Below are 11191 nucleotides of genomic sequence, written 5' to 3' on the forward strand. Positions count from 1 at the left end.
TCAACAGCGCGGCAGGGTACGGCGACGGCGTACACGACGCCCGGCAACGGCCGCGAGCACGCCGCCGCCGGCCGCCAGGACCTGCCGCGCGGCGGGCGGTGCACGCGGGGGTGCGTCCGGCTCCGCCGGCACCGCCGACGGGACGCATTCGGGCTGTGGCGGCTCGGCTTGCAGCGCCTCGCATGGGGCCGGCAGGGGAGAAGACACCCGGCCGCCCGCGAACGCCGCATCGGCGCGCACCCGCCGGACCTGCTGTCCGACATCGGTGCTTGCCGGCGGCATGCCGGCACCAGTTGAGAGCTCGTCGCCACGGCTGGCGCCGGCGCCGCCGGCGATCGGGTTGGGTGCATCGTCAGGTATCGCCGGCAACTGCAACCGCTGCCCCGGCCGGCCGCCGCGCTGCTTCAGCAGGCTTACCTCGAGGCCATCGGCGCGGGCGCTCACCGTGAGCCGCAACGCCGCCGGCGAGGTCTCGCCGGCGGCGGCGGGCGGGCGCAGCAGCAGCACCGGGGTGTCGGTGTCGGCGGCGGCGAGCTGCAGCCGGCGCAGCGCGGCCGGTGTCCAGCAGGCCGCCTTGCCAGGCGATTGGCGCCGGGCGCGGTTGCCATCGGCGGCTTGCGCGGCGGGGCCGGTCCAGGCGAGCACGGCGGCGCAGGATGCGGAGCGCAGTCCCTGCTCCGCGACCCAGGCGGCGTCGGCGCCGCCGCGAACGATGAGGATGTGTCGCAGGTCCAGCCCACGGGCCGCCAGCGCCGGCGCAAAGGGCAGGTACGGCGGGTCCACCCACAGCAGCCAGCGGGGCTGCCTGCCGAGCGCCGCCAGCAGCGGCAGCAGCAGCGCGAGCCCGGCGCCCTGGTGGGCGGTGAGCACCTCGCTCAAGCCCGCGCGCGGCCAGCCGTGGCCGCACAGGGCTGCGTCCAGCGTGGCAAAGCCGCTGGGCAGCCCGGCGGGCGCCGCCTGCGGCGTGGCACGCCCGCGCCAGAGATCGGCACGGGCGGCGAGGAGTTGGTCGAGTTGCATGGCGATGCTCTAGCTGGAAACGGGACGTCCGAGACGGACTCCCGCGGCGGCAGGCCGGAACGGCCTCACGAACCACGGCTCACAACCGTTGGGCACCGCCGCCGGCGCGGCCCACCATGCCGAGACGCAGCACGCCGACGCCGAGGCCCTCGATGGTGAGCGCCTGCTCGCGCAGGTCCACGACGATGGGCGCGAAGTCCGGGTTCTCCGGCAGCAGTTGCACCCGCCAGCGCCAATTGGCCTGGCGGCGGAAGCGCTTGACAGTCACCTCGTCATCGATCCGCGCGACGACGATCTGCCCGTCCAACGCCTCGAGCGTGCGGTGCACCGCCAGCAGGTCGCCGTCCAGGATGCCGGCATCGCGCATGCTGAAGCCGCGCACCCGCAGCAGATAATCCGCCCGTGGGTGAAACAGGTTTGGATCCACCTGGCAGTGCTCCTCGATGTGCTCGGCGGCGAGGATGGGGCTGCCGGCGGCCACCCGACCCACCACCGGCAATTGCGCCTCGTCCGCGGGCACCAGCAGCCGGATGCCGCGCGACGCCCCCTGCTGCAACTCGATGACCCCGTGCCGGGCCAGGGCCTTGAGATGATCCACGGCAGCGGTGACGGAGCGAAAGCCAAACGCCTCGGCGATCTCCGCGCGCGTCGGCGGATAGCCCGTCTCGCGCACGTGCCGGCGGATCAGGTCCAGGATCTGCTGCTGACGTGGGGTGAGCATCTGCCGGTCACGTGGTGTGAGCTGGTCGGACATGGGCACAAGCTTTGTCTGGACAAAGTAACTGTTATTTTAGACAGTTCTCGCGAGCCTGCAAGCGAGCCTTTGCGGCGGCCGCGCTCGCTGCTCCACCTGGCCACCCCCCAGCCGACGAGCGCTTCAGCTCCATCTCCGTCCCCTTCCCGTTCCCCTTCCCCCGGCACAGGCGCGCCAAGCCCTCTGGCGGCGCCGATTTCCACTCGGCCCGGCCACCGTCAGGCGCGCTCGCGCAACACACACGGAATGGCCAGCGTGCATCCGAAACCCGTTCGTGGCACAGTCAAGCAGCAGGCCCAAGACCCCGACGACGCCATGAACGCCAATGACAGCCTCTACGAACAGGACTTCCACGCCTGGACCGAGGAGCAAGCCAGGCTGCTGCGTGCCGGCCTGACAGCCGCGGCAGATCTGGCCCACATCGCCGAGGAGATCGAGACCCTGGGTGCAAGCGAGCGGCGCGAATTGGAGAGCCGGCTCAAGGTGCTGCTGCAACACCTGCTCAAGTGGCGCTATCAGCCAGATGCGCGCTCATCGGGCTGGCTGGGCACCATCACCGAACAGCGCGACCAGCTCGATACCCTGCTGCGGCAGAGTCCATCCCTGCGCCGGCTCGTGCCTGAGTATCTGGGACATGCCTACACGAAGGCACGGCGGGCTGCCGCCTTGGAAACTGAGCTGGATCGGAGCCTGTTCCCGGAGACCTGTCCGTTCGCCCAAGAGCGGGTTCTAGACCCGGAGTTCCTGCCGGACGCCGCATAGACATATCCCTCCCGCGGCTCACCCGGGGGCACCCGCCGCATCCGCAGCACGCTGCACGATGTCTGGCTTCGCTGCCGCTCAGCGTAATTTACGCGGAACACTTGCAGCAGGCGCGCGACAAGCGGCCTCACCGCCGCTATCCTTCCCACCCCCATGAATCGAGCCAAACGCACCGCGATCTTCGAGCGCCTGCGCGCCGCCAACCCAGCGCCCACCACGGAGTTGCGTTACGCGTCCACCTTCGAGTTGCTGGTGGCCGTAATCCTGTCCGCGCAGGCCACGGACAAGGGGGTCAACAAGGCGACGGCCCGGCTGTTTCCGGTTGCCAACACGCCGCGGGCAATCCTGGACTTGGGCGAAGCTGGGCTCAAGGATCACATCCGCACCATCGGCCTTTTCAACAGCAAGGCCAGCAACATCATGGCTGCTTGCCGCATCCTGGTGGACGAGCACGGCGGCGAGGTACCGCGGGAGCGCAAGGCCCTGGAGGCCCTGCCCGGCGTCGGACGCAAGACGGCGAATGTCGTGCTGAATACCGCCTTCGGCGAGCCGACCATGGCCGTAGACACACACATCTTCCGCGTCGCCAACCGCACCGGCATCGCGCCGGGCAAGACACCGCTGGCGGTGGAGCTGCGGCTGCTGCGGCTGGTACCGAAGACGTTCCTGAAGGACGCCCACCATTGGCTGATCCTGCACGGGCGTTACGTGTGCACGGCGCGCAAGCCGCGTTGCCCGGCGTGCATCATTGCGGATCTGTGTGAGTACACGGAGAAGACGACGGGCATCGGATCGTATCGCGTTGGGGACGCAACACGCGCGACCGGGGCTGATCGCGGCGGGGACGCCGCTCCCACGGACGCGGCGGGTGAAAAGCCGGCGGCGAACGCCACCTCCGAGAACTGAGCCATCACCCGGAGCCCGCCATGTTCGGCCCCCAGCGCGACCCTTACCGCCAACACTTCATCGACGCCTGGCACAAGGCCCAGACGGGGGCGCCCCTGGACCCGCTGGAGCAGCGCATCGCGCAGGTGGTGCAGCAGCATCCGGAGTATCACGCCCTGCTCGCGGACAAGGACAAGGCGCTCGGCAAGGACTGGCTGCCCGAGGACGGCGCGACCAACCCGTTTCTACACATGGCCCTGCACCTGGCCCTGCTAGAACAGGTGGGCGCGGACCATCCGCCCGGCATCCGCGCGCTCTATGGCCAGGTCCTGCGGGTGTGTGGCGACGCGCACGACGCCGAGCACCGCTTCATCGACTGCCTGGCGGAGTCCATGTGGCGCATGCAGCGCGAGGGCCGCGAGGACGACCCGCAGACCTACTTGAACTGCATTCGGCGACGGGTGGGGCTGGGACCTGCAAGCGGCTGACGGCTGCGCGGTCGCGGCACCTGGCGTGCCGCTCCCGCAAGACCTGGCGTGGCGTTCCCGCAAGGGCTGCTCGTGGCGCGTCGGCACCGTGGGAGCGCCACTGCCTTTTGTGGCGCGACGAGGGCCGCGCGTTTGCCTGGCGCTTGGCACTTGCTCGCACCTTCGGATGCGGTACCGCCGCCGGTCGCGGCACCTAGAGTGCCGCTCCCACAAGACCTGGCGTGCTAGTCCTGCAAGGGCTGCTCGTGGCGTGCCGACGCCGTGGGAGCGCCACTGCCTTTTGTGGCGCGATGAGGGCCGCGCGGTGCCTGCCGCTTGGCGGTTACTCGGACCCTCGGATGGGGCCTCGCCGCCGGTCGCGGCACCTGGAGTGCCGCTCCCACAAGACGTGGCGCCGCCGGTCGCGGCACCTGGAGTGCCGCTCCCACAGGACTTAGTGCCCGCCGCCCTTCAGCGCGGAGACCATGCCCTCGATGGTGTCCTTGGCGTCGCCGAAGACGAGCGAGGTGTTGTCCTGGTAGAAGAGCAGGTTGTCCACGCCGGAGTAGCCCGGACGCATGGAGCGCTTGAGGAAGTAGACCTGCCTGGCCTTGCCGGCCTCGAGGATGGGCATGCCGTAGATGGGGCTGGAGGCGTCCTCCTTCGCGGCGGGGTTCACCACGTCGTTGGCGCCCACCACCAGGGCGACGTCGGCGCTCTGGAACTCCGGGTTGATCTCGTCCATCTCCAGCACGTTATCGTAGGGGATGTCCGCCTCGGCCAGCAGCACGTTCATGTGCCCCGGCATGCGCCCGGCCACCGGGTGGATGCCGAACTTCACCGCCACGCCACGCGCCTCCAGCAGTTCCATCAGCTCTTTCAGCGCGTGCTGTGCCTGGGCGACGGCCATGCCGTAGCCCGGCACGATGATGACCTTGCCCGCGTCCTCCATCCAATAGACGGCGTCCTCGACGGAAGCCGATTTGACGCCCTTCTGCGCGGCCACCGCCCCGGCGCTGTCGCCACCGCCACCGTCGGTACCGAAACCGCCGAACACCACGTTGAGGATGCTGCGGTTCATGGCCCGGCACATGATGTAGCTGAGGATGGCGCCGGAGAAGCCCACCAGCGCACCGACGATGATGAGCAGATTGTTGTGCAGCGTGAAGCCGGTGGCCGCCGCGGCCCAGCCGGAGTAGCTGTTGAGCATGGAGATGATCACCGGCATGTCCGCGCCGCCGATGGGGATGATCAGCGTGCCGCCGAGCGCGAACGCCAGCAGCGTCATCAGCACCAGTGCCCACACGTCGCCCGTCAGCCCGAATTCCACCGCCAGCAGCACCGTGACGATGGCCATCGCCGCGTTCAGCAGGTGCTGACCTTTGAACTTGATGGGCGCGCCGGACATGATGCCCTGCAGCTTGGCGAAGGCGATCACCGAGCCCGTGAAGGTGATGGCACCGATGACGATGCCCGCTGACAGCTCGCCCATCAGCGTGCCGTTCAGCGTGCCCGCCTGGGCGCGGTTGATGAAGGTGCCGATGGCCACCAGCACCGCCGCCATACCGACGAAGCTGTGCAGTGCCGCCACCAGTTGCGGCATGGCCGCCATCTGGATGCGCAGCGCCAGCACGATGCCGATGGCGGCGCCCAGCGCGCCGGCTACGGCGATGAGCCCATAGTCGTGCACCTCGGTGCCGAGCAGGGTCGCGCCGAGCGCGATGGCCATGCCGAGCATGCCGAACAGGTTGCCGCGCCGCGCCGTGGCCGGATGGGTCAGGCCCTTCAGCGCGAAGATGAACAGGACGGCCGAGACCAGATAGGCGATGGCCTGTTGGCTGTGGGTCAGCTCCATGGGTACCTTCCTTTACTTGTTCTTTTTCTTGAACATCGACAGCATCCGGTGCGTCACCAGAAAGCCGCCGAAGACGTTGATGCTGGCCAGCAGCACCGCGAGAAAGCCCATGGTCGAGGCCATGAAGCCCGCCTCCTTCAGCCCCGTCACCAACAGCGCCCCCACCAGCACGATGCCGGAGATGGCGTTGGTGAGCGCCACCAGCGGCGTATGCAGCGACGGCGTCACGCCCCAGACGACGTAATAGCCGATGAAACAGGCAAGCACGAAGACGTATAGAGCGGTGAGTGATTCGGTCATCCGGTTGGCTCCAGGTGTGGTGCTGGTCCCGAGGTGCCTCGGTGGTATTGGGTCATGCCAAGATGCGACAAATTCTGGATCAGGGGTGTACATCGACGCCGAGATCCTTGCAGATCTTCTCGGTAAGCTGATTGTCAGCCTCAGGGTGCCGCGGAACAGCCGTGCGACGCCGGCTTGCCGGATGCCATCACCAGGAATGCTTCGCCCCTTCGCGCAGCAGCAGGGTCTGCTGTGCGGACCCGCCCCAGCCCGTTAGTAATGATTCAGAAACAAGGTGAACACCGGAGGGCGGATAAGCGAAGCGCATCCACCGTCTTGGCCCGCTTCCGCAACGTTTCAGCTGTCTTTGAACCATTCCTTAGCCGCTCACGAGCGGTCCGCCGAGCGTACCCTAAGTCAGCTGCGGAACGCGTAGGTCGGGCCGACGCAGGAGGCCCGACGATCCGCCGCCTGCGCATCACCGACCTTCCGGCTTCGTCGCCGGGCCCCTAGCCCCTAGCCCCTGATTTCTAGCCCCTGCCGACAATCATCGCCTTGGTGATCTCGTCCTGCGTCAGGTCCTTGAGCGCCAGCCCGCCGTCGGTCTTCTCCACCATAATGTCCAGCAGGTTGGCGAGGTTCTTGGCATAGAAGGCGCTCGCGTCCGCCGGCACCATGGCCGGGTAGTTGGTATGGCCGACAATCGTCACGCCGTGGCGCACGACGACCTGATCCGGCTCCGTCAGCTTGCAGTTGCCGCCGTTGGCGGCAGCGAGGTCGACGATGACCGAGCCCTCCCGCATGCGCTGCACGACGTCCTCGGTGATCAGCTCCGGCGCCGGGCGGCAGGGGATCAGCGCCGTGGTGATAATGACGTGCGCCTTGGCCAGCTCGTCGGCCAGGAGCTGCTGCTGCCGCGCCTTGGCCTCGTCGGAGAGCTCCTTGGCGTAGCCGCCCTCCCCGGCGCCGCTCTCACCTAAGTCCAGCTCGATGGCCTTGGCGCCGAGCGACTCGATCTGCTCCTTGGTCTCCGGGCGCACGTCGTAGGCGTGCACGTCGGCGCCGAGGCGGCGCGCCGTGGCGATAGCCTGCAAGCCGGCCACGCCGGCGCCGAGCACCACCAGCCGCGCCGGCTTCGCGGAGCCGGCGGAGGTCATCATCATCGGGAAGAAGCGCCCGTAGCGCGCCGCCGCCTCGATAACGGCGCGATAGCCCGCGATGTTGCTCTGCGACGACAGCGCGTCCATGGACTGGGCGCGGGAGATGCGCGGCATGCGCTCCATGCCCAGCACGGTGACGCCGTTCTCCGCCATGCGGCCGATGAGCGGGTCGTCGCCGCAGCTCTCCAGCAGGCTGATGTAGACGGCACCCGAGCGCACCGCGGCGGCCTCCTCATCGCTGGGCCGGCGCACCTTGAGCACGATGTCGGCCTCGAAGCAGCCGGCGCGCTCGACGAGCTTCACGCCGGCCTGCGCGAAGGCCTCGTCGGTGTAGTGCGCGGCGCTGCCGGCGCCCGCCTCCAGCAGCACCTCGAAGCCGTTCTTGATCAGCTTCTGCGCCACCTCGGGCGTGGTGGCGACGCGGGTCTCGCCGGCGAGGGTCTCTTTCGGAATTCCGAGCTTCATGGGCTGGCCGTGCAGGGTGTTGGTCGTAACGGGTCGGACGCGGCGGCGCATTATCGGCGCTGCCTGACATGATCTCAAGGATCGCCAAGCCGCGCCGCCAAGTCCGCCATCAGCCGCGGATGCCACAGCATGCAGGGATGGCACAGCGCCGGGATGCGCCGGCTGTCCGCCAACTGCCAGTCCGCGCTCTTCTGCGGCACGATGACGGCATCGAACGGCGTCCAGTAGGCGTACAGCTCCGCGCGGCTCAACCGCTCCGCGCTCGCGCCGAGGCAGGCCAGAAAGTCGCTGCCGGGGCGCATCTGCCGCGCACCCAGGCCCGGGTAGCCATAGGCCCAGACGGTGCCCTGCATGGGCGCCGAGACGGCCGCGAACAGCTCCACCCGCTCATGCCCGCCCAGTTCCTGCAAGTACCAGCGCGACACCAGCCCGCCCATGCTGAAGCCCACCAGCGCGAAGGGCTCATCGCGCCCGAAGGCGGCGTCGATCCGGTGCCGGAGCTGCTCCGCCAGCGCCGGCAGCCCCTCACGCCCGTCGTTCGGCGTCAGCGACGGCGCCAGGCAGACATGCCCGCGCGCCTCCAGGTAGGGCTTGAGGGTCCTGAACTTGCTGCCGGTATCGAAAATGCCATGGACCAATACGACTTTCACAGCCCTGCCCGCCCTGCCGATAGACCCCCGGATAATAGCGGACGCCCCGATGCCAGCCCATCGGCCGGGCGGCCCGCGCAGATCGGACTGAGCGACAGCGAAGTCCGACACCGCGCTCGATGCAGCCACCGGATGCCCAGGCCACCCACATCGGCCCGACCGACGCCGGCCCCGCGACCGCCCACATCACGCAAACCCACGACGGGCCTTCGTTGCAGCCGCGTCAGTCCGGCGGCAGTGCGCGCTTCCCGCGCTGCGCAAGCTCCGCTCGCCGCTTGCGCGCCAGCGCGCGCACCTTGCCCACCAGGGGTTTCAGCTCTGCCGCGGCGGCCAAAGACTCCTCCACCGTCGCTGCCTTGCGCGCCTGATTCGGCGCCGAAACGAATTGAGGCTTGTGGGGCTCTAGAAGCAGGTCTTTCATGACGGACTCGTGCAAGTCAAACGTGCTGCACTGCCTGCAAGGCGCACACCAGTCGCAAGAGGCGCAACAGCCCACTGGCGCCGCGCAGCCCCCACGGCCGCGCCCGCGCCGGTCGGTCGAGCTGCCCCAGCGCTGGCCCATTACCACCGTCGATCCCGATTCCGACCGGCCGGCGCCGCTGGCGCCCCCGCGCCAGAGACCAGACAACTATTCGCTCACCGCCGGCCTGAGCGCGTCTCGGCGTAGGATGGGCAAAGCGCAGCGTGCCCATCTTTCGGCGCGCATCACCGGCGCCCCCTCCGAGCCCTTCGGCCGTCAGAGCAGGTCATCCAGCGGGCTTGCCACCCCCTGCGCCCCCTGCCGCAGCACGTGGGTGTAGACCATTGTCGTCTGCACGTCCTTGTGCCCCAGCAGCGACTGAATGGTGCGGATGTCCGTGCCGCGCTGCAGCAGGTGCGTTGCAAAGCTGTGCCGAAAGGTGTGCGCGCTGACCCGCTTCTGGATGCCCGCCAGATGCACCGCCTGCTTAATGGCCTTGTTCACCACACTCTGGTCCACGTGGTGACGCCGGACTTTGCCCTCCGGGCTGCGCGGGTCCGTCGAGCGCTTGCCGGCCGGAAACACGTACTGCCACCGCCAATCCGCCGGCGCCCCGGGGGCACGGCGATCCATCGCGTTCGGCAGGTAGACCTCCCCGAAGCCGTCGGCCAGGTCCTGCGCATGGATCGCCTGCACCTTCTTGAGATGCGTTTGCAACGGCTCCGCCAGCTTCACCGGGAAGGTCGTCACCCGGTCCTTGTTGCCCTTTCCGGACCGCACCGTGATCTGCCGATAGCCGAAGTCCACGTCCAGCACCCGCAGCCGCACCGCCTCCGTGATCCGCAGCCCGCTGCCGTAGAGCAACCGCACGATCAGGCCAGCCTGCCCATCGATCAGCGGCAGCAGCGTCGCCACCTCCTCGCGCGTCAGCACCACCGGCGGCCGCGGCTCCCGCGACGACCGCGCCGCATCGATGCGCCCCTCCAGCGGCCGCTCCAGCACACGCTTGTACAGAAACACCAGCGCGTTCATGGCCTGATTCTGCGTACTCGCCGCCATCTTCGCGTCCACCGCCAGGTGGGTCAGGAACGCCTCCACCTCCCGCGTGCCCGCCGCCAACAACTCCTCCCGCGAGCGCATCCGATGGAACTTCACGTACCGCGCAACCCAGTCGCAGTAGCTCCGCTCCGTGTGGATCGAGTAGTGCAGCCGGCGCGTCACCGCCCGCACGTCCGCAAGCAGTTGCGATCCGCCCATATCCCTGCCTCCCGCCGGCCCCGCCCGGCTTAACACGTTCCGTGTGAGTTTTGCCCGAAAACGCTGGAAATATCAAGTTATCGGGGCGCCTCCACGCTGATAAGTCGACGTGGAGGCTGTTATCAGGTCAGATCGCCCGAAAAGTCAGCGAATATCGCCTTAACAAGGCGATTTCGCTTTGATACGTCGCGAAGCGCCTGAAAGGCTTGCGATTTTTCCCGAAAGTTGGGTTAATATTCCCCTATTAGGTCGTAGGGCCATGATAATCATGGTTGGGCTTTTGGAGGGGCTTATGTCAGCAAGCGACGAATGGACGGATTGGCATCTTACTTCCAAGGGGTGGGAGAGGGGAACCGAGAAGACAGACTTCCGACGCATAGATCGAGAGCCACCCGATGATCGCATTCTGACCGTTCGCTGGTCAGAACACTTAGGTCACCACTTCGGCACGATGCGCCGTGCTCACGAGGAGGTTTGGAGAGGCCCGGATGGTGAGCGTTTAGCCACACTCCTGGCCAAATTCGGAGAGGCTCCGGCTAACCTTTAATTGGTGGCAGGAGCTGGTCTTTTGAACAACGAAGAAGCCCGACGAGTGGACAAGCCGGAGTGCATGCTCTCGAACTGCCGCCGCCGCGGGCGGCGCGCTATACGCGCCGGGCTGTTCTTGACGTTACCCGAGGAGAACTCAGAGTGAGTAATTTTAAGAAGGGAGTGATTCTAATGCTCGCGGCCATCGCCCTCTTTACGCTGACCTTGCTCTTTTCGTCGGGGTCCCACCCAAAGCGAGACTTTTTTGGCAATTTGGGCCAGATGGAGATAGTCTTCAGTAAAGGAGAATACGTCGTGAACCCTCAGTTTCCATATTCCGGTGAGTATCAGGGCAGAGTCGCGGTACCGATCAAATATCCGTTGGCCCTAGCCGCAATTGGCCTTCTTTTTGGCGCCGGCCTGCTTATTCTAGAAAACCGCAAGGAGCTTTAGAATGCGAAACAGGGCAAGCATGGTAATCTAGAGCCGCTGGCCGATAAATATGCCCAACGAGTGCACCAGCCCGAGCGCATGCTGCCGAGCCGCCGCTGACGCGGGCGGCTCGGCAGCATGCGCCGGGCTGTGCTCGACGTTGGGCCGAGAATCCCGGAGAACGAAAAGGTAGATGAATGGCGCTATCATTTATTCA

Annotated in this window: 11 protein-coding genes and 1 pseudogene; 4 read left to right on the plus strand and 8 right to left on the minus strand. The window is 67.5% G+C overall.

The features are described 5' to 3' along the window. On the minus strand, positions 1–1020 hold the full coding sequence (gene imuA, locus LJE69_RS18570; RefSeq protein WP_296927539.1) for a translesion DNA synthesis-associated protein ImuA: 1020 nt from the start codon (positions 1018–1020) through the stop codon (positions 1–3). 79 nt (positions 1021–1099) lie between these two features. Then, positions 1100–1741, minus strand: coding sequence for a transcriptional repressor LexA (gene lexA / locus LJE69_RS18575; protein WP_296927540.1), 642 nt, complete (start codon positions 1739–1741; stop codon positions 1100–1102). A gap of 348 nt (positions 1742–2089) precedes the next feature. On the opposite strand from lexA, the gene LJE69_RS18580 reads away from it, so the two are divergent. The 3 genes and pseudogenes from LJE69_RS18580 to LJE69_RS18590 all read left to right on the plus strand — a co-directional run bounded on the left by LJE69_RS18580 (position 2090) and on the right by LJE69_RS18590 (position 3909). Beyond that, a complete protein-coding gene (locus LJE69_RS18580) occupies positions 2090–2536 on the plus strand; it encodes a DUF29 domain-containing protein (protein ID WP_296927541.1) in 447 nt (148 codons plus the stop codon). Between the two features lie 153 nt (positions 2537–2689). After that, positions 2690–3316 (plus strand): annotated as a pseudogene (nth, locus tag LJE69_RS18585) (endonuclease III); the annotation flags it as partial. A gap of 146 nt (positions 3317–3462) precedes the next feature. Continuing rightward, complete coding sequence (locus LJE69_RS18590) at positions 3463–3909, plus strand: DUF1841 family protein (RefSeq protein ID WP_296927542.1); 447 nt, start codon at positions 3463–3465, stop codon at positions 3907–3909. Between the two features lie 433 nt (positions 3910–4342). Here LJE69_RS18590 and LJE69_RS18595 read toward each other — a convergent pair whose 3' ends face one another. The 6 genes from LJE69_RS18595 to LJE69_RS18620 all read right to left on the minus strand — a co-directional run bounded on the left by LJE69_RS18595 (position 4343) and on the right by LJE69_RS18620 (position 10014). After that, on the minus strand, positions 4343–5743 hold the full coding sequence (locus tag LJE69_RS18595; protein ID WP_296927543.1) for an NAD(P)(+) transhydrogenase (Re/Si-specific) subunit beta: 1401 nt from the start codon (positions 5741–5743) through the stop codon (positions 4343–4345). Between the two features lie 12 nt (positions 5744–5755). Next, the gene (locus LJE69_RS18600) at positions 5756–6043 is read right to left on the minus strand and encodes a proton-translocating transhydrogenase family protein (RefSeq protein ID WP_296927544.1); all 288 of its coding nucleotides are present in this window, start codon (positions 6041–6043) and stop codon (positions 5756–5758) included. Between the two features lie 509 nt (positions 6044–6552). Then, positions 6553–7647, minus strand: coding sequence for a Re/Si-specific NAD(P)(+) transhydrogenase subunit alpha (locus tag LJE69_RS18605; protein ID WP_296927545.1), 1095 nt, complete (start codon positions 7645–7647; stop codon positions 6553–6555). Positions 7648–7721: 74 nt separating this feature from the next. After that, positions 7722–8297: an alpha/beta fold hydrolase gene (locus tag LJE69_RS18610; RefSeq protein WP_296927546.1), complete on the minus strand. Its 576-nt coding sequence runs from the start codon at positions 8295–8297 to the stop codon at positions 7722–7724. Between the two features lie 223 nt (positions 8298–8520). Next, entirely contained in the window at positions 8521–8718 is a 198-nt protein-coding gene (locus LJE69_RS18615) for a hypothetical protein (protein ID WP_296927547.1), read from the minus strand. A gap of 315 nt (positions 8719–9033) precedes the next feature. After that, positions 9034–10014, minus strand: a complete 981-nt coding sequence (locus tag LJE69_RS18620; protein WP_296927548.1) for an integron integrase — start codon at positions 10012–10014, stop codon at positions 9034–9036. A gap of 690 nt (positions 10015–10704) precedes the next feature. Between LJE69_RS18620 and LJE69_RS18625 the strand changes: the two genes are divergently transcribed. Then, complete coding sequence (locus LJE69_RS18625) at positions 10705–10995, plus strand: hypothetical protein (protein ID WP_296927549.1); 291 nt, start codon at positions 10705–10707, stop codon at positions 10993–10995. Positions 10996–11191: the final 196 nt, after the last annotated feature.

Source organism: Thiohalocapsa sp., assembly GCF_022340605.1.
Taxonomy (GTDB): domain Bacteria; phylum Pseudomonadota; class Gammaproteobacteria; order Chromatiales; family Chromatiaceae; genus Thiohalocapsa.

Coding starts and splice junctions, on each gene's coding strand:
- imuA (WP_296927539.1), bottom strand. CDS start 1,020: ATGCAACTCGACCAACTCCTCGCCGCCCGTGCCGATCTCTGGCGCGGG.
- lexA (WP_296927540.1), bottom strand. CDS start 1,741: ATGCTCACCCCACGTCAGCAGCAGATCCTGGACCTGATCCGCCGGCAC.
- LJE69_RS18580 (WP_296927541.1), top strand. CDS start 2,090: ATGAACGCCAATGACAGCCTCTACGAACAGGACTTCCACGCCTGGACC.
- LJE69_RS18590 (WP_296927542.1), top strand. CDS start 3,463: ATGTTCGGCCCCCAGCGCGACCCTTACCGCCAACACTTCATCGACGCC.
- LJE69_RS18595 (WP_296927543.1), bottom strand. CDS start 5,743: ATGGAGCTGACCCACAGCCAACAGGCCATCGCCTATCTGGTCTCGGCC.
- LJE69_RS18600 (WP_296927544.1), bottom strand. CDS start 6,043: ATGACCGAATCACTCACCGCTCTATACGTCTTCGTGCTTGCCTGTTTC.
- LJE69_RS18605 (WP_296927545.1), bottom strand. CDS start 7,647: ATGAAGCTCGGAATTCCGAAAGAGACCCTCGCCGGCGAGACCCGCGTC.
- LJE69_RS18615 (WP_296927547.1), bottom strand. CDS start 8,718: ATGAAAGACCTGCTTCTAGAGCCCCACAAGCCTCAATTCGTTTCGGCG.
- LJE69_RS18620 (WP_296927548.1), bottom strand. CDS start 10,014: ATGGGCGGATCGCAACTGCTTGCGGACGTGCGGGCGGTGACGCGCCGG.